The sequence below is a fragment of the Pseudomonas gessardii genome (assembly GCF_001983165.1).
In the GTDB taxonomy this organism is placed as follows: domain Bacteria; phylum Pseudomonadota; class Gammaproteobacteria; order Pseudomonadales; family Pseudomonadaceae; genus Aquipseudomonas; species Aquipseudomonas gessardii.
On sequence record NZ_MNPU01000034.1, the window covers coordinates 26,591 to 49,677 of the forward strand.

At 55.4% G+C, this 23,087-nt stretch carries 34 protein-coding genes; 2 read left to right on the forward strand and 32 right to left on the reverse strand.

The genetic code is table 11. The features are described 5' to 3' along the window. Positions 1-80: 80 nt before the first annotated feature. Entirely contained in the window at positions 81-2,915 is a 2,835-nt protein-coding gene (gene uvrA / locus BLL38_RS20485; protein WP_076964121.1) for an excinuclease ABC subunit UvrA, read from the forward strand. A gap of 67 nt (positions 2,916-2,982) precedes the next feature. Here uvrA and bfr read toward each other — a convergent pair whose 3' ends face one another. Continuing rightward, positions 2,983-3,447 carry a bacterioferritin gene (bfr, locus tag BLL38_RS20490; protein ID WP_029299402.1) on the reverse strand — a complete coding sequence of 155 codons (465 nt, stop codon included), beginning with the start codon at positions 3,445-3,447 and terminating at the stop codon, positions 2,983-2,985. Positions 3,448-3,602: 155 nt separating this feature from the next. Continuing rightward, a complete protein-coding gene (locus BLL38_RS20495) occupies positions 3,603-5,051 on the reverse strand; it encodes a catalase (RefSeq protein ID WP_076964122.1) in 1,449 nt (482 codons plus the stop codon). A gap of 276 nt (positions 5,052-5,327) precedes the next feature. Here BLL38_RS20495 and BLL38_RS20500 point away from each other — a divergent pair, with 276 nt between their 5' ends. Next, positions 5,328-5,801: a hypothetical protein gene (locus BLL38_RS20500; protein ID WP_076964123.1), complete on the forward strand. Its 474-nt coding sequence runs from the start codon at positions 5,328-5,330 to the stop codon at positions 5,799-5,801. 83 nt (positions 5,802-5,884) lie between these two features. Here BLL38_RS20500 and rplQ read toward each other — a convergent pair whose 3' ends face one another. The 30 genes from rplQ to fusA all read right to left on the reverse strand — a co-directional run bounded on the left by rplQ (position 5,885) and on the right by fusA (position 23,074). After that, on the reverse strand, positions 5,885-6,271 hold the full coding sequence (rplQ, locus tag BLL38_RS20505; RefSeq protein WP_007918448.1) for a 50S ribosomal protein L17: 387 nt from the start codon (positions 6,269-6,271) through the stop codon (positions 5,885-5,887). A gap of 41 nt (positions 6,272-6,312) precedes the next feature. Beyond that, positions 6,313-7,314, reverse strand: coding sequence for a DNA-directed RNA polymerase subunit alpha (locus BLL38_RS20510; RefSeq protein ID WP_003176403.1), 1,002 nt, complete (start codon positions 7,312-7,314; stop codon positions 6,313-6,315). Positions 7,315-7,336: 22 nt separating this feature from the next. Continuing rightward, positions 7,337-7,957 carry a 30S ribosomal protein S4 gene (gene rpsD, locus BLL38_RS20515; RefSeq protein ID WP_003210056.1) on the reverse strand — a complete coding sequence of 207 codons (621 nt, stop codon included), beginning with the start codon at positions 7,955-7,957 and terminating at the stop codon, positions 7,337-7,339. A gap of 18 nt (positions 7,958-7,975) precedes the next feature. Further along, positions 7,976-8,365: a 30S ribosomal protein S11 gene (gene rpsK / locus BLL38_RS20520; RefSeq protein ID WP_002555466.1), complete on the reverse strand. Its 390-nt coding sequence runs from the start codon at positions 8,363-8,365 to the stop codon at positions 7,976-7,978. Positions 8,366-8,395: 30 nt separating this feature from the next. Beyond that, positions 8,396-8,752, reverse strand: a complete 357-nt coding sequence (rpsM, locus tag BLL38_RS20525; RefSeq protein ID WP_076964124.1) for a 30S ribosomal protein S13 — start codon at positions 8,750-8,752, stop codon at positions 8,396-8,398. 129 nt (positions 8,753-8,881) lie between these two features. Next, complete coding sequence (rpmJ, locus tag BLL38_RS20530) at positions 8,882-8,998, reverse strand: 50S ribosomal protein L36 (RefSeq protein ID WP_002555468.1); 117 nt, start codon at positions 8,996-8,998, stop codon at positions 8,882-8,884. Between the two features lie 28 nt (positions 8,999-9,026). Next, positions 9,027-10,355, reverse strand: a complete 1,329-nt coding sequence (secY, locus tag BLL38_RS20535) for a preprotein translocase subunit SecY (RefSeq protein WP_053125863.1) — start codon at positions 10,353-10,355, stop codon at positions 9,027-9,029. Then, positions 10,356-10,793: a 50S ribosomal protein L15 gene (gene rplO, locus BLL38_RS20540; RefSeq protein ID WP_003176407.1), complete on the reverse strand. Its 438-nt coding sequence runs from the start codon at positions 10,791-10,793 to the stop codon at positions 10,356-10,358. A 3-nt stretch (positions 10,794-10,796) separates the two neighbouring features. Then, the gene (gene rpmD, locus BLL38_RS20545) at positions 10,797-10,973 is read right to left on the reverse strand and encodes a 50S ribosomal protein L30 (protein WP_003176408.1); all 177 of its coding nucleotides are present in this window, start codon (positions 10,971-10,973) and stop codon (positions 10,797-10,799) included. 2 nt (positions 10,974-10,975) lie between these two features. After that, on the reverse strand, positions 10,976-11,476 hold the full coding sequence (rpsE, locus tag BLL38_RS20550; RefSeq protein ID WP_003186035.1) for a 30S ribosomal protein S5: 501 nt from the start codon (positions 11,474-11,476) through the stop codon (positions 10,976-10,978). A gap of 3 nt (positions 11,477-11,479) precedes the next feature. Beyond that, positions 11,480-11,830 carry a 50S ribosomal protein L18 gene (gene rplR / locus BLL38_RS20555; RefSeq protein ID WP_003186037.1) on the reverse strand — a complete coding sequence of 117 codons (351 nt, stop codon included), beginning with the start codon at positions 11,828-11,830 and terminating at the stop codon, positions 11,480-11,482. 10 nt (positions 11,831-11,840) lie between these two features. After that, the gene (rplF, locus tag BLL38_RS20560; RefSeq protein WP_003176412.1) at positions 11,841-12,374 is read right to left on the reverse strand and encodes a 50S ribosomal protein L6; all 534 of its coding nucleotides are present in this window, start codon (positions 12,372-12,374) and stop codon (positions 11,841-11,843) included. Positions 12,375-12,386: 12 nt separating this feature from the next. Next, the gene (rpsH, locus tag BLL38_RS20565) at positions 12,387-12,779 is read right to left on the reverse strand and encodes a 30S ribosomal protein S8 (protein WP_017848802.1); all 393 of its coding nucleotides are present in this window, start codon (positions 12,777-12,779) and stop codon (positions 12,387-12,389) included. 208 nt (positions 12,780-12,987) lie between these two features. Beyond that, positions 12,988-13,293, reverse strand: a complete 306-nt coding sequence (gene rpsN / locus BLL38_RS20570) for a 30S ribosomal protein S14 (RefSeq protein ID WP_003176414.1) — start codon at positions 13,291-13,293, stop codon at positions 12,988-12,990. Positions 13,294-13,306: 13 nt separating this feature from the next. Next, positions 13,307-13,846: a 50S ribosomal protein L5 gene (rplE, locus tag BLL38_RS20575; RefSeq protein WP_003210069.1), complete on the reverse strand. Its 540-nt coding sequence runs from the start codon at positions 13,844-13,846 to the stop codon at positions 13,307-13,309. Positions 13,847-13,868: 22 nt separating this feature from the next. After that, positions 13,869-14,183, reverse strand: coding sequence for a 50S ribosomal protein L24 (rplX, locus tag BLL38_RS20580; RefSeq protein WP_029299388.1), 315 nt, complete (start codon positions 14,181-14,183; stop codon positions 13,869-13,871). Positions 14,184-14,194: 11 nt separating this feature from the next. Beyond that, on the reverse strand, positions 14,195-14,563 hold the full coding sequence (rplN, locus tag BLL38_RS20585; protein WP_002555479.1) for a 50S ribosomal protein L14: 369 nt from the start codon (positions 14,561-14,563) through the stop codon (positions 14,195-14,197). A 23-nt stretch (positions 14,564-14,586) separates the two neighbouring features. Then, complete coding sequence (gene rpsQ / locus BLL38_RS20590) at positions 14,587-14,853, reverse strand: 30S ribosomal protein S17 (protein WP_003176419.1); 267 nt, start codon at positions 14,851-14,853, stop codon at positions 14,587-14,589. 2 nt (positions 14,854-14,855) lie between these two features. Beyond that, on the reverse strand, positions 14,856-15,047 hold the full coding sequence (rpmC, locus tag BLL38_RS20595) for a 50S ribosomal protein L29 (protein ID WP_002555481.1): 192 nt from the start codon (positions 15,045-15,047) through the stop codon (positions 14,856-14,858). Further along, positions 15,047-15,460, reverse strand: coding sequence for a 50S ribosomal protein L16 (gene rplP / locus BLL38_RS20600; protein WP_003232424.1), 414 nt, complete (start codon positions 15,458-15,460; stop codon positions 15,047-15,049). Before rplP ends, rpmC begins: the two co-directional genes overlap by 1 nt. 12 nt (positions 15,461-15,472) lie before the next feature. Further along, positions 15,473-16,159 carry a 30S ribosomal protein S3 gene (gene rpsC, locus BLL38_RS20605; RefSeq protein WP_003176422.1) on the reverse strand — a complete coding sequence of 229 codons (687 nt, stop codon included), beginning with the start codon at positions 16,157-16,159 and terminating at the stop codon, positions 15,473-15,475. Between the two features lie 13 nt (positions 16,160-16,172). Then, positions 16,173-16,505 carry a 50S ribosomal protein L22 gene (gene rplV, locus BLL38_RS20610; RefSeq protein ID WP_003103908.1) on the reverse strand — a complete coding sequence of 111 codons (333 nt, stop codon included), beginning with the start codon at positions 16,503-16,505 and terminating at the stop codon, positions 16,173-16,175. An 11-nt stretch (positions 16,506-16,516) separates the two neighbouring features. Then, entirely contained in the window at positions 16,517-16,792 is a 276-nt protein-coding gene (gene rpsS, locus BLL38_RS20615; protein WP_002555486.1) for a 30S ribosomal protein S19, read from the reverse strand. Positions 16,793-16,808: 16 nt separating this feature from the next. After that, the gene (gene rplB, locus BLL38_RS20620) at positions 16,809-17,633 is read right to left on the reverse strand and encodes a 50S ribosomal protein L2 (RefSeq protein WP_003176423.1); all 825 of its coding nucleotides are present in this window, start codon (positions 17,631-17,633) and stop codon (positions 16,809-16,811) included. Positions 17,634-17,647: 14 nt separating this feature from the next. After that, entirely contained in the window at positions 17,648-17,947 is a 300-nt protein-coding gene (rplW, locus tag BLL38_RS20625; protein WP_002555488.1) for a 50S ribosomal protein L23, read from the reverse strand. Next, positions 17,944-18,546: a 50S ribosomal protein L4 gene (rplD, locus tag BLL38_RS20630; RefSeq protein ID WP_029299292.1), complete on the reverse strand. Its 603-nt coding sequence runs from the start codon at positions 18,544-18,546 to the stop codon at positions 17,944-17,946. The genes rplW and rplD overlap by 4 nt, the downstream gene beginning before the upstream one ends. A 12-nt stretch (positions 18,547-18,558) precedes the next feature. Beyond that, on the reverse strand, positions 18,559-19,194 hold the full coding sequence (gene rplC / locus BLL38_RS20635) for a 50S ribosomal protein L3 (protein WP_003194649.1): 636 nt from the start codon (positions 19,192-19,194) through the stop codon (positions 18,559-18,561). An 81-nt stretch (positions 19,195-19,275) separates the two neighbouring features. Then, positions 19,276-19,587: a 30S ribosomal protein S10 gene (gene rpsJ / locus BLL38_RS20640; protein WP_003186070.1), complete on the reverse strand. Its 312-nt coding sequence runs from the start codon at positions 19,585-19,587 to the stop codon at positions 19,276-19,278. A gap of 157 nt (positions 19,588-19,744) precedes the next feature. After that, positions 19,745-20,938 (reverse strand): elongation factor Tu, encoded by a 1,194-nt coding sequence (tuf, locus tag BLL38_RS20645; RefSeq protein WP_029299269.1) that lies wholly within the window; start codon positions 20,936-20,938, stop codon positions 19,745-19,747. 30 nt (positions 20,939-20,968) lie between these two features. Beyond that, positions 20,969-23,074 carry an elongation factor G gene (fusA, locus tag BLL38_RS20650; RefSeq protein WP_076964125.1) on the reverse strand — a complete coding sequence of 702 codons (2,106 nt, stop codon included), beginning with the start codon at positions 23,072-23,074 and terminating at the stop codon, positions 20,969-20,971. Between the last annotated feature and the right edge of the window lie 13 nt (positions 23,075-23,087).

Consider the following 23,087-nt stretch of genomic DNA (forward strand, 5'->3'; position numbering starts at 1 on the left):
GCGGCCTTTTGGCAGTGTATATTCATCCAGTCTTTAGCCGTATACTCCTGCATTATTTACGCCCGCCGTGCGAGGCCATCTTGGACAAGATCCTGATTCGTGGGGCTAGAACCCACAACCTGAAGAACATCGACCTGACCCTGCCCCGGGACAAACTGATTGTCATCACCGGCTTGTCCGGGTCCGGCAAGTCATCACTGGCGTTCGATACGCTGTATGCCGAAGGTCAGCGGCGTTATGTGGAGTCGCTGTCGGCTTATGCCCGGCAGTTCCTGTCGATGATGGAAAAGCCTGATGTCGACACCATTGAAGGCCTGTCGCCAGCCATTTCCATCGAACAGAAGTCCACCTCCCACAACCCGCGCTCCACCGTGGGCACCATCACCGAAATCTACGATTACCTGCGCTTGCTGTACGCACGCGTCGGCATCCCGCGCTGCCCGGATCACGACATCCCCCTGGAAGCCCAGACCGTCAGCCAGATGGTCGACCTGGTGCTGGCCCAGCCGGAAGGCGCCAAGCTGATGCTGCTGGCCCCGGTGATTCGCGAGCGCAAGGGCGAGCACTTGTCGGTCTTTGAAGAGCTGCGCGCCCAGGGCTTTGTCCGCGCCCGCATCAACGGCAAGCTGTATGAGTTGGATGAAGCGCCGAAGCTGGATAAACAGAAGAAGCACACCATCGATGTAGTGGTCGACCGGTTCAAGGTGCGCGCCGATCTGCAGCAACGCCTGGCGGAGTCGTTCGAGACCGCATTGAAGCTGGCGGATGGTATCGCCCTGATGGCGCCGATGGACGACGAGCCGGGCGAAGAGATCATCTTCTCCGCGCGCTTTGCCTGCCCGATCTGCGGCCATGCCATCAGCGAGCTGGAGCCCAAGCTGTTCTCCTTCAACAACCCGGCCGGCGCCTGCCCGACCTGTGATGGCCTGGGGGTCAAGCAGTTCTTCGATATCAAGCGCCTGGTCAATGGCGACCTGACGCTGGCGGAGGGCGCAATACGCGGCTGGGACCGACGCAATGTGTATTACTTCCAGATGCTCGGGTCGTTGGCCGCCCACTATAAATTCAGCCTGGAAGTGCCGTTCAACGAGTTGCCGGCCGAGCAACAGAAAGTCATCCTGCATGGCAGCGGCTCGCAGAACGTCGACTTCAAGTACCTCAATGACCGTGGCGATATCGTCAAGCGCTCCCACCCGTTCGAGGGCATCGTGCCTAACCTGGAACGGCGCTACCGGGAAACCGAGTCGGCCAGCGTGCGCGAGGAGTTGGCCAAGTTCCTCAGCACCCAGCCCTGCCCGGATTGCCGCGGCACCCGCTTGCGTCGCGAAGCCCGCCACGTATGGGTCGGCGAGAAGACCCTGCCGGCGGTGACCAACCTGCCGATCGGCGATGCCTGCGAATACTTCGGCGTACTGAAGCTGACCGGGCGCCGCGGCGAGATTGCCGACAAGATCCTCAAGGAAATCCGCGAGCGCCTGCAGTTCCTGGTCAACGTGGGCCTGGACTACCTGTCCCTGGATCGCAGTGCCGACACCCTGTCCGGCGGCGAGGCTCAGCGCATTCGCCTGGCCAGCCAGATCGGTGCCGGCCTGGTGGGCGTGCTGTACATCCTCGACGAACCCTCCATCGGCCTGCATCAGCGCGACAACGATCGCTTGCTGGGCACGCTCAAGCACCTACGGGATATCGGCAACACGGTGATCGTGGTCGAGCATGATGAGGATGCCATTCGCCTGGCGGACTACGTCGTCGATATCGGCCCCGGTGCGGGCGTGCATGGCGGCCATATTGTTGCCCAGGGCACACCGGCCGAAGTCATGGCCCACCCGGACTCATTGACCGGCAAATACTTGTCTGGCCGGGTGAAAATCGAAGTGCCGGCCAAACGTACGCCACGTAACAAAAAACAGGCGCTGCACCTCAAGGGCGCGCGCGGCAACAACCTGCGCAATGTCGATCTGGAAATCCCTCTGGGCCTGCTGACCTGCGTGACCGGTGTATCCGGCTCAGGCAAGTCGACGCTGATCAACAACACCCTGTTCCCCCTCAGCGCCACCGCATTGAACGGTGCCACCACCCTGGAAGCTGCCGCCCATGACAGCATCAAGGGCCTGGAGCTGCTGGACAAGGTGGTGGATATCGACCAGAGCCCGATTGGTCGTACCCCCCGCTCCAACCCGGCGACCTATACCGGGCTGTTCACGCCCATACGCGAACTGTTTGCCGGCGTGCCGGAGTCCCGCTCCCGGGGTTATGGGCCTGGGCGTTTCTCCTTCAACGTCAAGGGCGGGCGCTGCGAGGCGTGCCAGGGCGACGGCTTGATCAAGGTCGAGATGCACTTTTTGCCGGACATCTACGTGCCGTGCGATGTGTGCAAGAGCAAGCGCTACAACCGCGAAACCCTGGAGATCAAATACAAGGGCAAGAACATCCATGAAACCCTCGAGATGACCATCGAGGAAGCGCGGGTGTTCTTTGATGCAGTGCCAGCCCTGGCACGCAAGCTCCAGACCCTGATGGACGTGGGCTTGTCGTATATCAAGCTAGGGCAGTCGGCGACTACGCTGTCCGGTGGTGAGGCGCAGCGGGTGAAGCTGTCCCGCGAACTGTCCAAGCGCGATACCGGCAAGACCCTGTATATCCTCGATGAGCCGACCACCGGTTTACACTTCGCGGATATCCAGCAATTGCTCGACGTACTGCATCGTTTGCGCGACCACGGCAATACCGTAGTGGTGATCGAGCACAACCTGGATGTGATCAAGACAGCCGACTGGCTGGTGGACCTGGGGCCGGAAGGCGGTTCCAAGGGTGGGCAGATTATTGCGGTGGGTACGCCGGAACAGGTTTCGGAGATGCCGCAGTCCCACACTGGCTACTATCTGAAGCCGTTGCTGGCGCGCGACCGGGCCTGAGTTTTCGGGCCCAACAAAAAGCCCCTGTCACCGCTACGGTGACAGGGGCTTTTTTATGCCGGCGGAATCAGAACTGCGATTGCAGGTAGTTTTCCAGGCCGATCAACTTGATCAGACCCAACTGCTTTTCCAGCCAGTAAGTGTGATCTTCTTCGGTATCGTTCAACTGTACGCGCAGGATTTCCCGGGTCACATAGTCGTTGTGCTTTTCGCAAAGCTCAATACCCTTGCAGAGCGCAGCGCGAACCTTGTATTCCAGGCGCAAGTCGCTGGCGAGCATCTCAGGCACGGTGGTGCCGGTATCCAGGTCGTCAGGACGCATACGCGGCGTGCCTTCGAGCATCAGGATACGGCGCATCAGTGCGTCGGCGTGCTGTGCCTCTTCTTCCATTTCGTGGTTGATACGCTCGTAGAGCTCGGTAAAGCCCCAGTCTTCGTACATACGCGAGTGGATGAAATATTGGTCACGAGCTGCCAGTTCGCCCGTCAGCAACGTGTTGAGGTAATCGATTACGTCGGGGTGACCTTGCATCGCCCTACATCTCCCTGCTTGAAAGGCTGTAGTTTGAACCAAGCGGACCCGCAGGTCACGGGATGAACGGCATAAAAGTGAAGTTTTTCGGAGAAAAGTAGCTGAAATAACGCAAAAACCGCCCAAATGAGGGCGGTTCTGCTTATCACTTAGAGTTAGTTAAGCGATACACCCAGTGCCGTTGCGATCCCTTCTCCATAAGCCGGATCGGCCTTGAAGAAGTGCTGCAACTGACGCTGAACCACATCGCTGGAAACACCCGCCATCGCGCCGGCGATGTTGTTGATCAACAGCGCTTTTTGCTCAGCATTCATCAGGCGGAACAACGCACCGGCGTGGCTGTAGTAGTCAGTGTCTTCGCGGTGATCGTAGCGATCCGCCACACCACTGAGGGCCAGGGCAGGTTCTGCGTACTGCGGAGCCTGTTTGGGCGCATCGCTGTAGCTGTTGGGCTCGTAGTTGGGAGCCGCGCCACCGTTGCTGCCAAACGCCATGGAGCCATCGCGCTGGTAGTTGTTGACCGGGCTGCGCGAAGCATTCACCGGCAGGTGCTGGTGGTTGGTACCAATACGATAGCGGTGTGCGTCAGCGTAAGCGAACACGCGACCTTGCAGCATGCGATCCGGCGACAAACCGACACCAGGCACCATGTTGCTTGGACCGAACGCGGCCTGCTCCACTTCGGCGAAGTAGTTCTGCGGGTTGCGGTTCAACTCCAGTTCCCCCACTTCAATCAGCGGGAATTCTTTCTGCGACCAGGTTTTGGTCACGTCGAAAGGGTTCTCGTAATGAGCGTTGGCCTGGGCCTCGGTCATGATCTGGATGCACACCCGCCATTTTGGGAAGTCACCGCGCTCAATGGCCTCGAACAGATCGCGCTGGGCGTAATCCGGATCGGTGCCGGCAAGGCGTGCAGCATCGGCAGGCGCCAGGTTCTTGATGCCTTGCTTGGTCTTGTAGTGCCACTTGACCCAGTGACGCTCACCCTTGGCGCTGATCAGGCTGTAGGTGTGGCTACCAAAGCCGTGCATATGACGATAGCCATCCGGGATGCCACGGTCCGAGAACAAGATGGTGACCTGGTGCAGCGCCTCAGGCGAATGCGACCAGAAGTCCCACTTCATCTGCGCACTTTTCAGATTGCTTTGCGGCAAACGCTTTTGGGTGTGGATAAAGTCCGGGAATTTCAGCGGGTCACGGATGAAGAAGATCGGGGTGTTATTGCCCACGATGTCCCAGTTCCCTTCTTCGGTGTAGAACTTCAGTGCGAAACCACGTGGGTCGCGCTCAGTATCAGCCGAGCCGCGCTCACCGCCGACAGTCGAGAAACGCAAGAAGGTCGGAGTCTGCTTGCCAACCGCTTCAAACAGTTTGGCACTGGTGTAGCGGGTGATGTCTTTGGTCACCGTGAATGTGCCATACGCGCCCGAGCCTTTGGCGTGTACACGACGCTCTGGGATGTTTTCACGGTTGAAGTGGGCAAGCTTCTCGAGCAGGTGAAAATCGTCGAGCAGCAGCGGGCCACGCGGGCCAGCGGAACGGGAGTTCTGGTTATCCGCGACGGGAGCACCGCTGGCGGTTGTAAGGGTTTTATTCTGGCTCATGCTCAATCTCCTCAGGTCAGTCATGGAACTGCCGGCTAATCGGCTTGGAGGGAGTATTGACCAGGAAGATGACACCATCAAATTTATTAAATCATGCACATCGATAGTTAATTACTAACGAAATCCTGATTCAAATAGCCAAAGCCAAACACGCCACTGGCCGTGGCACCGGTATTGGTACATTTGCTAAAGATTCCTTGGGGGCTCAGAAATAATTTTTAGGTATCCGAACTCATATACTCAGGCCCCACCCCAGAAAAGTCATGGCACACAATGATGAAAATAAATTTGATGGGATTGATGTTCTTAACCTTCAGTATTCCGGCTCTGGCAGCTCCTGCCGCCCCGTCCATTGACGTCACATTCGGTAAGCCTACCCATATCCACCACCTGACCTATCAGAAGCTTTATGACGCCAAACCCTTCAAGGAAGCGACGCTTTATTACTATGAGAATGGGTTATACAAAATCATTTCTCCGGGTGAAGAGCACTATGGCGTCTATGTCGTGAAAGGCTCCTTCGCAGATCAAGACTACGCCATCAGTTATATCTCACTCCCCTCAGAGGACTGGTACGGAAATGTGGCGCTGCATGACCTGACATTTAATGCCAAGACCGGCATCTTCGGACAGCAAGCTCACATCCCCAGCGACCAGAACATCCCCAAGCAAGACGGCACCTTCCTACTCGAGAAGAATCAGGAAGCGGACCCTCGTTCGATCAAGTGGCCTGTTGCCGCTCGACAATAAGCATCATCCCCACAACCGGATGCTTTTCCATCGCCCACAAAAAACCGGGCACTAGGCCCGGTTTTTCGTAGCAGACTGTCGTCTTACTCGGCGGATACAGCTTCGCCAGCAGTAGCACGATCAACCAACTCGACGTACGCCATAGGCGCGTTGTCGCCAGTGCGGAAACCGCACTTGAGGATGCGCAGGTAGCCACCCTCACGGGTAGCATAACGCTTGCCCAGGTCGTTGAAGAGCTTACCAACGATAGCTTTCGAGCGAGTACGGTCGAAAGCCAAACGGCGGTTAGCCAGGCTGTCTGTCTTGGCCAAAGTGATCAGCGGCTCAGCAACGCGACGCAGTTCTTTGGCTTTCGGCAGTGTAGTTTTGATCAGCTCGTGCTCGAACAGCGACACCGCCATGTTTTGAAACATGGCCTTGCGGTGCGAGCTGGTACGGCTCAGGTGACGACCACTTTTACGATGACGCATGGTTCATTCCTTACCAAACTCACGTTCGGTGATTACGACGATCAGGCAGTCGCCTTGTCGTCCTTCTTAAGACTTGCAGGCGGCCAGTTGTCGAGGCGCATGCCGAGGGACAGACCGCGGGAGGCCAGAACGTCCTTGATTTCAGTCAAGGATTTCTTGCCCAGGTTCGGAGTCTTCAACAGTTCTACTTCGGTACGCTGAATCAGGTCACCGATGTAGTAAATGTTTTCCGCCTTAAGGCAGTTAGCCGAACGTACAGTCAGTTCCAGATCGTCAACCGGGCGAAGCAGGATCGGATCGATCTCGTCTTCCTGCTCGATTACCACTGGTTCGCTGTCACCCTTGAGGTCGACGAACGCAGCCAACTGCTGTTGCAGGATGGTTGCAGCGCGGCGAATAGCCTCTTCAGGATCCAGAGTACCGTTGGTTTCCAGATCAATAACCAGCTTGTCCAGGTTAGTACGCTGCTCGACACGGGCGTTTTCCACCACGTATGCGATACGGCGAACCGGGCTGAACGAAGAGTCAAGCTGCAAGCGACCAATGCTGCGGCTTTCGTCTTCATCGCTCTGACGCGAGTCGGCCGGTTCATAACCACGACCACGAGCTACGGTGAGCTTCATGTTCAGGGCGCCGTTAGACGCCAGGTTAGCGATTACGTGATCGGGGTTAACGATCTCGACATCATGATCCAGCTGAATATCGGCAGCGGTAACCACCCCCGAACCCTTCTTCGACAAGGTCAGCGTAACTTCGTCACGGCCGTGCAGCTTGATAGCCAGACCTTTAAGGTTCAACAGGATTTCAATTACGTCTTCCTGTACACCTTCGATGGCGCTGTACTCGTGGAGCACACCGTCAATCTCGGCCTCGACTACTGCACAGCCGGGCATTGAGGACAACAGGATGCGGCGCAGCGCGTTGCCCAGGGTGTGGCCAAAACCACGCTCGAGAGGCTCGAGAGTGATCTTGGCGCGGGTTGGACTGACAACCTGCACATCAATGTGGCGGGGTGTCAGGAACTCATTTACCGAAATCTGCATGGATGCACCTATTTTCTAGCCCTTACTTGGAGTAGAGCTCGACAATCAGGCTTTCGTTGATGTCGGCGGACAGATCACTGCGAGCAGGAACGTTCTTGAAAACGCCCGACTTCTTCTCAGTGTCTACTTCTACCCATTCTACGCGGCCACGTTGGGCACACAGATCGAGAGCTTGGACAATGCGAAGTTGGTTTTTTGCTTTCTCGCGAATCGCGACCACGTCACCAGCACGAACCTGGTAGGACGGGACGTTAACGGTTTGGCCGTTTACGCTGACGGATTTGTGCGATACCAGCTGACGGGATTCGGCACGAGTAGAACCAAAGCCCATACGGTATACAACGTTGTCCAGACGGCATTCGAGCAGTTGCAGCAGGTTTTCACCGGTTGCACCTTTCTTGCCAGCAGCTTCTTTGTAGTAGCCGCTGAACTGACGCTCGAGAACGCCGTAGATACGACGGACCTTCTGCTTTTCACGCAGTTGGGTGCCGTAGTCGGACTGGCGACCGCGGCGTTGGCCGTGGATACCAGGTGCTGCTTCAATGTTGCACTTCGATTCGATCGCGCGCACGCCGCTCTTCAGAAAGAGATCGGTGCCTTCGCGACGAGCGAGTTTGCATTTTGGACCAATGTAACGAGCCATTCTTTACAATCTCCTGGATTACACGCGGCGCTTCTTCGGCGGACGGCACCCGTTGTGCGGGATTGGCGTCACGTCGGTGATGCTGGCGATCTTATAGCCACAGCCGTTCAAAGCACGGACAGCAGACTCACGACCTGGACCTGGACCCTTGACGTTAACGTCGAGGTTTTTCAGGCCATATTCCAGCGCAGCTTGACCAGCACGTTCAGCAGCTACTTGAGCAGCAAACGGGGTGGACTTGCGGGAACCGCGGAAACCCGAACCACCGGAGGTAGCCCAAGAAAGCGCGTTACCTTGACGGTCGGTGATGGTCACGATGGTATTGTTAAAAGACGCATGGATGTGGGCGATGCCATCAACCACTGTCTTTTTAACTTTTTTACGAGGACGAGCAGCAGGTTTTGCCATGATAATTTTCCTGTCGATTCGCTGGGGCGATTACTTGCGGATCGGCTTACGCGGACCTTTACGGGTACGCGCGTTAGTCTTGGTACGCTGACCGCGCACTGGAAGACCACGACGATGACGCAGACCGCGATAGCAACCGAGGTCCATCAAACGCTTGATTTTCATGTTGATTTCGCGACGCAGGTCACCTTCAGTGGTGAACTTCGCCACTTCGCCACGCAGCGATTCAATCTGCTCGTCGCTCAGATCCTTGATCTTAGCGGCTGGGTTTACCCCAGCAACTGCGCAAATTTTCTGCGCAGTAGTGCGACCAACACCATAGATGTAGGTCAGCGAGATAACAGTGTGCTTGTTATCTGGAATGTTAACGCCTGCAATACGGGCCATTCAGTGGGACTCCAATTGACAGCTACCTACGCCCCGGAAGCCAAGAAATAGGGCGCGAGATAATATCGCTGTAATAACAAATAATCAACCCGGCAGCGCACTAGCTGCCGGGCTTCAAGCGGATCACACTCAGCCTTGGCGCTGTTTGTGACGCGGTTCCGCGCTGCAAATTACTCGAACAACACCTTCGCGGCGAATAATCTTGCAGTTACGGCACAGCTTTTTCACCGATGCACGAACTTTCATCACCAACTCCTCGAACCTTATGGGGTACTCAGCGCAACATGCCGCTGCCGTAGCCCTTCAGGTTGGCTTTCTTCATCAGGGATTCGTACTGGTGCGAAACGAGGTGCGATTGTACTTGGGACATGAAGTCCATCACAACCACGACGACGATCAGCAACGAGGTCCCGCCAAGGTAGAACGGAACGTTTGCTGCAACCACCAGGAACTGGGGCAACAAGCACACGGCCGTCATATATAGAGCACCGAACAGGGTCAAACGGGTCAGAACGCCATCAATGTAGCGTGCCGACTGCTCGCCTGGACGAATACCCGGAATAAAGGCACCGGACTTCTTCAGGTTTTCCGCTACGTCTTTCGGATTGAACATCAACGCCGTATAGAAGAAGCAGAAGAAAATAATCCCTGCACTAAACAGCAGAATATTCAACGGCTGACCAGGAGCGATCGACTGCGAGATGTCCTGCAACCAGCCCATACCTTCAGACTGACCGAACCAGGCACCCAACGAAGCCGGAAACAGCAAAATGCTGCTCGCGAAGATAGCAGGAATTACACCGGCCATATTCACTTTCAGCGGCAAGTGGCTGGTCTGCGCGGCGAAGACCTTGCGGCCCTGCTGACGCTTGGCGTAGTGAACAGCAATACGACGCTGGCCACGCTCAATGAACACCACAAAACCGATAATCGCTACTGCCAGCAAACCGATGGCAACCAAGGCGAAGATATTGATATCACCCTGACGTGCAGACTCGAAAGACTGCCCGATTGCCCTCGGAAGACCGGCGACGATACCTGCGAAAATCAACATCGAGATACCGTTGCCAACACCACGCTCAGTAATCTGCTCACCCAGCCACATCATGAACATCGCACCAGCCACAAACGTGGTTACCGCGACGAAATGGAAGCCAAAGTCACCAGTGAACGCTACGCCCTGCCCTGCCAGGCCAATGGACATGCCAATCGCCTGGACAAGAGCAAGAACGACAGTGAGGTAGCGGGTGTACTGGCTAATCTTGCGACGACCAGCTTCACCTTCCTTCTTCAACTGCTCCAGCTGCGGGCTGACGGCGCTCATCAACTGCATGATGATCGATGCCGAAATGTACGGCATGATCCCCAGTGCAAAGATGCTCATCCGCTCCAGCGCGCCGCCGGAAAACATGTTGAACAAGCTAAGAATGGTCCCCTCATTCTGTCGAAACAGGTCTGCGAGTCGGTCCGGGTTGATACCTGGAACCGGGATGTGTGCGCCTATTCGGTAGACGATAATCGCCAGGAACAGAAAACGCAGACGAGCCCAAAGTTCAGACATACCGCCTTTGCCGAGCGCTGAGAGAGCACCTTGCTTAGCCATTTATTCCTCGAACTTGCCGCCAGCTGCTTCGATAGCCGAACGCGCACCTTTGGTGGCGCCGATTCCCTTGCCGATAGTGACAGCGCGAGTCACTTCACCGGACAGCATGATTTTCACACGCTGTACGTTGACGTTGATCACGTTGGCATCTTTCAGGGTCTGCACGGTAACGATGTCGCCTTCCACTTTAGCCAGCTCGGACAAACGCACTTCTGCGCGATCCATGGCCTTCAGGGAAACGAAACCGAACTTCGGCAGGCGACGATGCAGCGGCTGTTGACCGCCTTCAAAGCCTGGAGCGATGGTGCCACCGGAGCGGGAGGTCTGACCTTTGTGGCCACGGCCACCAGTCTTACCCAAACCGCTACCGATACCACGGCCCGGACGATGCTTTTCGCGACGGGAACCCGGCGCTGGACTCAGATCATTGAGTTTCATCGATTAACCCTCGACACGCAGCATGTAGTAAGCCTTGTTGATCATCCCGCGATTCTCGGGAGTATCCTGGACTTCTACAGTGTGACCGATGCGACGCAGACCCAAACCCTTAACGCACAATTTGTGGTTAGGGATGCGGCCGGTCATGCTTTTGATCAGCGTTACTTTAACGGTAGCCATGATCAGAAGATCTCCTTGACGCTTTTGCCACGCTTGGCGGCAATGGATTCAGGAGATTGCATAGCTTTCAAACCCTTGAAAGTGGCGTGAACCACGTTTACAGGGTTAGTCGAGCCGTAGCACTTGGCCAGAACGTTCTGAACGCCAGCAACCTCGAGGACAGCACGCATAGCGCCGCCAGCGATGATACCGGTACCTTCAGAAGCAGGCTGCATGTACACCTTCGAAGCGCCGTGAGCGGACTTCATTGCGTACTGCAGAGTGGTGCCGTTCAGGTCAACTTGGATCATGTTGCGACGAGCAGCTTCCATTGCCTTCTGGATCGCAGCAGGCACTTCACGCGACTTGCCACGGCCGAAGCCAACACGGCCCTTGCCATCACCAACCACGGTCAACGCGGTGAAGGTGAAGATACGGCCGCCTTTAACGGTTTTGGCTACGCGGTTAACTTGAACCAGCTTCTCAATGTAGCCTTCGTCGCGCTTTTGGTCGTTATTTGACATAACTTAGAACTCCAGCCCAGCTTCACGAGCAGCATCAGCCAGCGCTTTAACGCGGCCGTGGTACTTGAAGCCAGAGCGGTCGAAAGCCACTTGCGAGACGCCAGCGGCCTTAGCACGCGTAGCGACCAGCTGGCCAACCTTAGTGGCCGCGTCGATGTTGCCAGTGGCACCATCACGCAGTTCTTTATCCAAAGTCGAGGCGCTTGCCAGGACTTTGTTGCCGTCGGCCGAGATGACCTGGGCGTAGATGTGCTGCGACGAGCGGAACACGCAGAGACGCACGACTTCGAGTTCGTGCATTTTCAGGCGTGCTTTGCGAGCGCGACGCAGTCGAGTAACTTTTTTGTCGGTCATTTGCTATGCCCTACTTCTTCTTGGCTTCTTTACGACGGACGACTTCGTCCGCGTAGCGCACACCTTTGCCTTTGTACGGCTCTGGTGGACGGAAGTCGCGGATCTCGGCAGCCACTTGACCTACCAGCTGCTTATCGATGCCCTTGATCAGGATATCGGTCTGGCTAGGAGTTTCAGCGGTGATGCCTTCCGGCAGTTCGTAATCCACTGGGTGCGAGAAGCCAAGGGCCAGGTTCAAAACCGTGCCTTTTGCTTGCGCTTTGTAACCAACACCGACCAGCTGGAGCTTACGCTCGAAGCCTTGGCTTACGCCTTGGACCATGTTGTTTACCAACGCACGCGTGGTACCGGCCATTGCGCGAGTTTGTTGATCGCCATTGCGAGCAGCGAAACGCAGCTCACCAGCTTCTTCAACGATCTCAACGGACGAATGGATGTTCAGTTCAAGAGTACCCTTGGCACCCTTCACCGAAAGCTGTTGGCCTGCGAATTTTACTTCGACACCGGCTGGCAGCTTAACGGGGTTCTTAGCGACGCGAGACATGCTTATCCCCCCTTAGAACACAGTGCAAAGAACTTCGCCGCCGACACCGGCAGCGCGCGCAGCACGATCCGTCATCACACCTTTGTTGGTGGAGACGATAGACACACCGAGACCGCCACGAACTTTCGGCAGATCTTCAACGGACTTGTACTGACGCAGGCCTGGACGGCTAACGCGCTTCACTTCCTCGATGACCGGACGGCCCTCGAAGTACTTCAGCTCGATGGACAGCAGTGGCTTGATTTCGCTGCTGATCTGATAACCCGCAATGTAGCCTTCGTCTTTCAGGACTTTGGCAACAGCTACCTTCAACGTGGAAGATGGCATGCTTACGACGGACTTTTCAGCCATCTGGGCATTACGGATACGAGTTAGCATGTCCGCTAACGGGTCCTGCATACTCATGGGCTAGACGCTCCTAATACAAAAAAATTAGCCTTGCGGCTACATATGTCACCGAGAATCTCCGGGCATAAAACACACGGGCTCAGGCGAGCCGCGTATTTTAGACACACTCCGGAAATGAAACAAGCCCCAAAAGGGGCTTGTTCCAGATTCTAGGCCACCGGCGGTCAGTATCTTGCGATCCAGACCACCGAGACGTCGAAAGTACTTACCAGCTGGCTTTAACCAGACCTGGTACGTCACCACGCATAGCCGCTTCACGCAGTTTGTTACGGCCGAGGCCGAACTTGCGGTAAACGCCGTGTGGACGACCGGTCAGGCGGCAGCGGTTACGCATGCGCGAAGCGCTTGCGTCACGTGGCTGCTTCTGCAGAGCTACTGTAGCTTCCCAACGCGCTTCTGGACTTGCGTTCAGATCAACGATGATAGCTTTCAGTGCTGCACGCTTCTTGGCGTACTTGGCAACCGTGAGCTGACGCTTCAGCTCGCGGTTTTTCATGCTCATCTTGGCCATGGTCCTACTCCAATCAGTTGCGGAACGGGAATTTGAACGCACGCAGCAGAGCGCGGCCTTCATCATCGTTCTTGGCAGTGGTGGTCAGGGTGATGTCCAGACCGCGGAGAGCATCGATCTTGTCGTAGTCGATTTCCGGGAAGATGATCTGCTCTTTTACGCCCATGCTGTAGTTACCACGACCATCGAAGGACTTGGCATTCAGGCCGCGGAAGTCGCGAACCCGAGGCAGGGAGATCGACAGCAGACGATCCAGGAACTCGTACATACGCTCACGGCGCAGAGTCACTTTGACGCCGATCGGCCAACCTTCACGGACTTTAAAGCCAGCGATGGATTTCCGAGCGTAAGTCACAACGACTTTTTGACCGGTGATCTTTTCCAGGTCAGCAACAGCGTGTTCGATGACTTTTTTGTCGCCGATCGCTTCGCCCAGACCCATGTTCAGGGTGATTTTGGTAACGCGCGGAACTTCCATCACGTTCGAAAGCTTAAGTTCTTCCTTAAGCTTCGGAGCGATTTCCTTCCGGTAAATCTCTTTTAGTCGTGCCATGGTCTTATCTACCTAGCAGTGTTCAAGCATCAACCGCTTTTTGGGTCGACTTGAAGACACGAATTTTCTTACCGTCTTCTACTTTGAAACCAACGCGGTCAGCCTTGTTGGTTTCGCCGTTGAAGATGGCGACGTTAGAAGCGTGCAATGGCGCTTCTTTCTCGACGATACCGCCCTGTACGCCCGACGCGGGGTTAGGCTTGGTATGACGCTTGACCAGGTTCAGACCACCAATGACCAGACGGTCATCAGCAAGAACCTTCAGCACCTTACCGCGCTTACCTTTGTCTTTGCCGGCGATCACGATGATCTCGTCGTCACGACGAATCTTTTGCATGTCGGATCTCCTTACAGCACTTCTGGGGCGAGCGAGACGATCTTCATGAACTTCTCAGTACGAAGTTCACGGGTCACTGGCCCAAAGATACGGGTGCCGATCGGCTCTTGCTTGTTGTTCAGAAGAACAGCAGCGTTGCCATCAAAGCGGATAATGGAGCCATCAGCACGACGTACGCCGTGACGAGTGCGGACTACAACAGCAGTCATCACTTGGCCTTTTTTCACTTTACCGCGCGGAATTGCTTCCTTGACGGTAACTTTGATGATGTCACCGATACCAGCGTAACGACGATGGGAGCCACCCAGCACCTTGATGCACATAACACGGCGAGCGCCGCTGTTATCGGCCACATCGAGCATGGATTGAGTCTGAATCATATAATTTCTCCGACCCCTAGTCCTTAGACTTCCACAGCGCGTTCGAGAACATCAACCAGTGCCCAAGACTTGGTCTTGGCCAGCGGACGAGTTTCACGAATAGTGACTTTGTCGCCGATGTGGCACTGATTGGTTTCGTCGTGCGCGTGCAGCTTAGTCGAACGCTTAACATATTTACCGTAGATCGGGTGCTTAACGCGACGCTCGATCAAAACGGTGATGGTTTTGTCCATCTTGTCGCTGACAACACGGCCAGTCAGCGTACGGACAGTCTTTTCGGCTTCAGCCATGATCACTTACCTGCCTGCTGGTTGAGCACAGTCTTCACGCGAGCAATGTCACGCTTAACTTGCGAGAGCAGATGAGACTGCCCCAACTGGCCAGTTGCTTTCTGCATACGCAGATTGAACTGGTCGCGCAGCAGGCCGAGCAGTTGCTCGTTCAGCTGCTGTGCGGATTTTTCACGAAGTTCATTCGCTTTCATCACATCACCGTCCGTTTAACAAAGGCGGTGGCGAGCGGCAGCTTTGCAGCAGCCAGGGCAAAAGCCTCACGCGCCAGCTCTTCAGTTACACCCTCGATTTCATACAGGACTTTGCCTGGCTGAATCTGGGCTACCCAGTATTCCACGTTACCCTTACCTTTACCCATCCGAACCTCGAGAGGTTTTTTGGAGATCGGCTTGTCCGGGAATACACGGATCCAGATCTTGCCGCCACGTTTTACGTGACGGGTCAGTGCACGACGCGCTGACTCGATCTGACGAGCGGTGAGACGACCACGAGCTACAGACTTCAGCGCGAACTCGCCGAAGCTGACTTTGCTACCGCGCTGTGCCAGACCACGGTTGTGGCCTGTCATCTGCTTGCGGAACTTCGTACGCTTAGGTTGCAACATTTGGCGTACCCCTTACTTAGCAGCTTTTTTACGAGGCGCTGGTGCTTGTGGTTTCAGTTCTTCTTGGCGACCACCAATTACTTCGCCCTTGAAGATCCAAACCTTTACACCGATCACACCGTAAGTGGTGTGAGCTTCGTAGTTGGCATAGTCGATGTCGGCACGCAGGGTGTGCAGTGGCACACGACCTTCGCGATACCATTCAGTACGTGCGATTTCAGCACCGCCGAGACGACCGCTCACTTGGATTTTGATGCCCTTGGCACCAATGCGCATGGCGTTCTGTACAGCGCGCTTCATAGCACGACGGAACATTACGCGGCGCTCCAGCTGCTGAGCTACGCTCTGCGCAACCAGCATACCGTCGAGCTCCGGCTTGCGGATCTCTTCGATATTGATGTGCACAGGCACACCCATTTGCTTGGTCAGGTCCTGACGCAGCTTCTCAACATCTTCACCTTTCTTCCCGATAACGATACCTGGACGAGCGGTGTGGATGGTGATACGTGCAGTTTGGGCCGGACGATGGATATCGATACGGCTTACGGACGCGCTTTTTAGTTTGTCTTGGAGATACTCACGCACCTTCAGATCAGCGAACAAATAGTCCGCATAAGTCCGACCGTCTGCGTACCAGACGGAGGTGTGCTCCTTGACGATTCCCAGGCGAATGCCAATGGGATGTACTTTCTGACCCATCTCTTCGACTCCGTTACTTGTCAGCAACCTTGACAGTGATATGGCAAGACCGCTTGACGATGCGATCAGCACGGCCTTTGGCACGCGGCATGATACGCTTCAGCGAACGCCCTTCGTTGACGAAAACGGTGCTGACCTTCAGGTCATCAACGTCTGCGCCTTCGTTATGCTCGGCGTTGGCTACGGCCGACTCCAGCACTTTCTTCATGATCTCGGCGGCTTTCTTACTGCTGAAAGCCAACAGGTTGAGCGCTTCGCCCACCTTCTTCCCGCGGATCTGGTCGGCGACCAAGCGGGCTTTCTGGGCGGAGATTCGAGCGCCCGACAACTTAGCGGCTACTTCCATTTCCTAACCCCTTAACGCTTGGCTTTCTTGTCTGCCACGTGCCCACGATAAGTGCGGGTACCGGCAAACTCGCCCAGTTTGTGGCCGACCATGTCTTCGTTAACGAGAACTGGGACGTGCTGACGACCGTTGTGTACTGCGATGGTCAAACCGACCATTTGTGGCAGGATCATAGAACGGCGCGACCAGGTCTTAACTGGTTTGCGATCGTTCTTTTCCGCCGCCACTTCGATCTTCTTCAGTAGGTGAAGATCAATAAAAGGACCTTTTTTCAGAGAACGTGGCACTGTCGTATCCCTCTATTTACTTGCGACGACGGACGATCATTTTGTCGGTACGCTTATTACCACGAGTCTTCGCGCCCTTAGTCGGGAAGCCCCATGGCGATACCGGATGACGACCACCAGAGGTACGACCTTCACCACCACCGTGTGGGTGGTCAACCGGGTTCATGGCAACACCACGAACGGTTGGGCGAACGCCACGCCAGCGTTTGGCACCAGCTTTACCCAACGAACGCAGGCTGTGCTCGGAGTTCGAGACTTCGCCCAGGGTCGCACGGCACTCAGCCAGTACTTTACGCATCTCACCAGAACGCAGACGCAGGGTCACGTAGACACCTTCACGAGCGATCAGCTGAGCCGAAGCACCAGCGGAACGAGCGATCTGTGCGCCTTTACCTGGCTTCAATTCGATGCCGTGTACGGTGCTACCAACTGGAATGTTACGCAGCTGCAGAGCGTTGCCCGGCTTGATCGGTGCCAGGGCACCTGCGATCAGCTGGTCGCCAGCACTCACGCCTTTAGGCGCGATGATGTAGCGACGCTCGCCATCTGCGTACAGCAGCAGAGCGATGTGAGCAGTACGGTTTGGATCGTATTCGATACGCTCGACAGTGGCAGAGATGCCATCTTTGTCGTTGCGACGGAAATCGACCAGACGATAATGCTGCTTATGGCCACCACCGATGTGACGAGTGGTAATACGACCATTGTTGTTACGACCACCAGTCTTCGATTTCTTCTCGAGCAGCGGTGCGTGAGGAGCGCCTTTATGCAGCTCCTGGTTGACCACCTTGACCACAAAACGGCGGCCAGGGGAAGTCGGTTTGCATTTAACGATTGCCATGATGCACCCCTTCCTTACTCAGCACTGCTGCTGAAATCGAGATCTTGGCCTGGCTGAAGGGAGATAACTGCCTTCTTCCAGTCATTACGCTTGCCCAGACCGCGAGCAGTGCGCTTGCTCTTACCCAGAACATTCAGGGTAGTAACACGCTCTACTTTCACGCTGAACAGGCTTTCGACGGCCTTCTTGATTTCCAGCTTGGTTGCGTCAGTTGCAACCTTGAAAACGAACTGGCCTTTCTTGTCAGCCAGAACCGTAGCCTTTTCGGAAACGTGCGGGCCAAGCAGAACTTTAAATACGCGTTCCTGGTTCATCCCAGCAGCTCCTCGAATTTCTTCACGGCCGACACGGTGATCAACACCTTGTCGTATGCGATCAGACTAACTGGATCGGAACCTTGCACGTCACGGACATCAACGTGTGGCAGGTTGCGAGCAGCCAGGTACAGGTTCTGATCAACAGCTTCGGACACGATCAAAACGTCGGTCAGATTCATGTTGTTCAGCTTGCCCAGCAGATCTTTGGTTTTTGGACCTTCAACAGCGAAGTCCTGAACCACGACCAGACGATCAGTACGCACGAGTTCAGCAAGGATGGAGCGCAGTGCTGCGCGATACATCTTCTTGTTGAGCTTCTGAGAGTGATCCTGTGGACGAGCTGCGAAAGTGGTACCGCCGCCACGCCAGATTGGGCTACGGATAGTACCGGCACGAGCACGGCCAGTACCTTTCTGACGCCAAGGGCGCTTACCGCCACCACGAACGTCGGAACGGGTCTTTTGCTGCTTGCTACCTTGACGGCCGCCGGCCATGTAGGCCACGACTGCTTGGTGAACGAGCGTCTCGTTGAATTCGCCGCCAAATGTCAGTTCGGAAACTTCGATCGCTTGAGCGTCATTTACATTTAATTGCATGTCAGCTTCCCCTTAACCGCGAGCCTTGGCCGCTGGACGTACAACCAGGTTGCCGCCAGTAGCGCCAGGAACAGCACCCTTGACCAACAACAGATTGCGTTCAGCGTCGACGCGCACTACTTCGAGGGACTGCACGGTCACGCGCTCAGCGCCCATATGACCGGACATTTTTTTGCCCTTGAATACACGACCAGGAGTCTGGCACTGGCCAATAGAGCCCGGGACGCGGTGGGAAACGGAGTTACCGTGAGTGTTGTCTTGGCCACGGAAATTCCAACGCTTGATCGTACCCTGGAAGCCTTTACCCTTGGACTGACCGGTTACATCAACCAGTTGACCAGCGGCGAAGATTTCAGCGTTGATCAGATCGCCAGCCTGGTAGTCGCCATCTTCAAGACGGAACTCCATGACAGTACGACCAGCTGCAACGTTTGCTTTAGCGAAGTGACCTGCTTGAGCAGCAGTCACGCGCGAAGCACGACGCTCGCCGACAGTGACTTGCACTGCACGATAGCCATCGGTTTCTTCAGTTTTGAACTGGGTGACGCGATTCGGCTCGATCTCAATGACCGTGACCGGAATGGAGACACCTTCTTCGGTGAAAATACGGGTCATACCGCATTTACGACCGACTACACCAATAGTCATGTTGTAAACCTCATGAGTGTACGGGGCTTTCACCCGCTATGGCCGCCCATTTCAGAGCGTTACACGACTAAGACCCGAGTCTTAGCCGAGGCTGATCTGTACTTCCACACCGGCCGCCAGATCAAGCTTCATAAGAGCGTCAACGGTTTTATCCGTTGGCTGGACGATGTCCAGAACGCGCTTATGAGTACGGATCTCGTACTGGTCACGCGCGTCTTTGTTGACGTGCGGGGAGACCAGAACGGTGAACCGCTCTTTGCGGGTAGGCAGTGGAATAGGACCACGCACTTGTGCCCCAGTACGTTTCGCGGTTTCCACGATTTCCTGGGTGGATTGGTCGATCAGGCGATGGTCAAAAGCCTTCAACCTGATACGGATTTGCTGATTTTGCATTGGATTTCAGACTCCGGCTGCTATTCCCAGCGAGCGCAATACGCCCGTTAAAAGGAGGCGCAATTCTATAGACGCCCCAGATAGGTGTCAACCCAATAAAAAAGCCCCCGCTGAGCGGGGGCTTTTCAAAACATCGAAGCTATCTCAGAAGAGATGCTTACTCGATGATTTTAGCTACAACACCAGCACCAACGGTACGGCCGCCTTCACGGATAGCGAAGCGCAGACCGTCTTCCATTGCGATGGTTTTGATCAGGGTAACAACCATTTTGATGTTGTCGCCCGGCATTACCATCTCAACGCCTTCCGGCAGTTCGCAGTTACCAGTCACGTCAGTAGTACGGAAGTAGAACTGTGGACGGTAGCCTTTGAAGAACGGAGTGTGACGACCGCCTTCTTCTTTGCTCAGCACGTACACTTCAGCTTCAAACTTGGTGTGCGGCTTGACCGAACCTGGCTTGACCAGAACCTGGCCACGCTCAACGTCGTCACGCTTGGTACCACGCAGCAGAACGCCGCAGTTCTCGCCAGCACGACCTTCGTCGAGCAGCTTACGGAACATTTCAACACCGGTGCAGGTGGTGACGGTAGTGTCACGCAGACCAACGATTTCCAGCGGATCCTGAACCTTGACGATACCGCGCTCGATACGGCCAGTTACAACAGTACCGCGACCGGAGATCGAGAATACGTCTTCGATTGGCATCAGGAACGGCTTGTCGATAACACGAACTGGATCTGGAATGTAGCTATCCAGAGTCTCAACCAGTTTACGAACAGCAGTGGTGCCCATTTCGTTTTCGTCGTTACCTTCCAGAGCCATACGAGCAGAACCGATGATGATCGGAGTGTCGTCGCCTGGGAAGTCGTAAGTGCTCAGCAGATCGCGCACTTCCATCTCAACCAGCTCCAGCAGCTCAGCGTCGTCTACCAGGTCAGCCTTGTTCAGGAAAACCACGATGTACGGAACGCCAACCTGACGGGACAGCAGGATGTGCTCACGGGTTTGTGGCATCGGACCATCAGCGGCCGAGCAAACCAGGATTGCGCCGTCCATCTGGGCAGCACCGGTGATCATGTTCTTCACATAGTCGGCGTGACCTGGGCAGTCAACGTGAGCGTAGTGACGGATCAGCGAGTTGTATTCAACGTGCGCGGTGTTGATGGTGATACCACGAGCTTTTTCTTCTGGCGCGCTGTCGATTTTATCGAAATCAACGATTGCGGAACCGAATACTTCGGAGCAAACGCGAGTCAGAGCAGCAGTCAGAGTGGTTTTACCGTGGTCAACGTGACCGATGGTGCCAACGTTGACGTGCGGTAGGGAACGATCAAATTTTTCTTTAGCCACGACAATTAACTCCTTGCCTAAAGGACTGAATCAGCCTTGTTTTTTGGATACAGTTTCAGCGATATGCGCCGGAGCTGTGTTGTATTTTTTGAATTCCATAGAGTAGCTTGCGCGACCCTGGGACATGGAGCGAACGTCGGTCGCATAACCGAACATCTCACCCAACGGAACCTCGGCGCGAATCACTTTGCCGGAAACCGTGTCTTCCATACCCAAGATCATGCCGCGACGACGGTTAAGGTCGCCCATGACATCACCCATATAGTCTTCAGGTGTAACAACTTCTACCGCCATGATTGGCTCAAGCAACTCACCACCGCCCTTCTGGGCCAGTTGCTTGGTTGCCATGGAGGCAGCCACCTTAAACGCCATCTCGTTGGAGTCGACGTCGTGGTAAGAACCGTCAAAAACGGTTGCTTTCAGGCCGATCAGCGGATAGCCGGCAACAACACCGTTCTTCATCTGCTCCTCGATGCCCTTCTGGATAGCAGGGATGTATTCCTTAGGAACAACACCACCTACTACTTCGTTCACGAATTGCAGACCTTCCTGACCTTCGTCAGCAGGAGCAAAACGGATCCAGCAGTGACCGAACTGACCACGACCGCCGGACTGACGAACGAACTTGCCTTCGATTTCACAGTTCTTCGTGATGCGCTCACGATAGGAAACCTGAGGCTTACCGATGTTGGCTTCGACGTTGAACTCACGGCGCATCCGGTCAACCAGGATGTCCAGGTGCAGCTCGCCCATGCCGGAGATGATCGTTTGACCAGTCTCTTCATCAGTCTTGACGCGGAAAGATGGATCTTCCTGAGCAAGCTTGCCCAGTGCGATACCCATTTTTTCCTGGTCATCCTTGGTCTTAGGCTCTACGGCAACCGAAATAACCGGCTCCGGGAAGTCCATGCGAACCAGGATGATTGGCTTATCAGCGTTGCACAAGGTTTCACCAGTGGTGACGTCCTTCATGCCGATCAGGGCCGCGATGTCACCAGCGCGCACTTCCTTGATCTCTTCACGGGCGTTTGCGTGCATTTGCACCATACGACCCACACGCTCTTTCTTGCCCTTGACCGAGTTGATCACGCCGTCGCCGGAGGCCAACACGCCCGAGTAAACGCGGACGAAAGTCAGGGTACCCACGAATGGGTCGGTAGCGATCTTGAACGCCAAGGCCGAGAACGGCTCGCTGTCGTCTGCATGTCGCTCCATCTCTTCTTCCTCGTTATCCGGGTTGGTACCCTTGATAGCAGGAATGTCGGTTGGAGCAGGCAGGTAGTCGATCACGGCGTCGAGAACCAGGGGAACACCCTTGTTCTTGAAGGAAGAACCACAAACAGCCAAGACGATTTCACCAGCAATAGTACGCTGACGCAGAGCAGCCTTGATTTCCACGTTGGTGAGCTCTTCACCTTCGAGGTACTTGTTCATCAATTCTTCGTTGGCTTCGGCCGCAGCTTCTACCAGGTTGTTGCGCCATTCGTCAGCCAGTTCCTGCAGTTCAGCAGGAATAGGCTCGCGACGAGGAGTCATGCCTTTGTCGGCATCGTTCCAGTAGACCGCTTCCATGGTGATCAGATCGATCTGGCCCTGGAAGTTGTCTTCGGAACCGATTGCCAACTGGATTGGCACCGGAGTGTGACCCAGGCGCTGCTTGATCTGACCGATCACGCGCAGGAAGTTCGCACCGGCACGGTCCATCTTGTTTACGTAAACAAGACGTGGAACACCGTACTTGTTGGCTTGACGCCATACGGTTTCCGACTGAGGCTCAACACCCGAAGTACCGCAGAACACAACGACCGCGCCGTCGAGTACACGCAGGGAACGCTCAACTTCAATAGTGAAGTCCACGTGGCCCGGGGTATCGATTACGTTAAAGCGGTGCTCGTCCTTGTACTGCTTGGCAGAACCTTTCCAGAAGGCGGTAATAGCAGCAGAAGTAATGGTAATACCACGCTCCTGCTCCTGAACCATCCAGTCTGTGGTCGCGGCGCCATCATGCACCTCGCCCATTTTGTGACTTTTGCCGGTGTAAAACAGTACGCGCTCGGTGGTGGTGGTTTTACCAGCATCCACGTGAGCAACGATACCGATGTTACGGTAGCGGCTAATCGGAGTAGTACGAGCCATAAAGCCCTCGCAA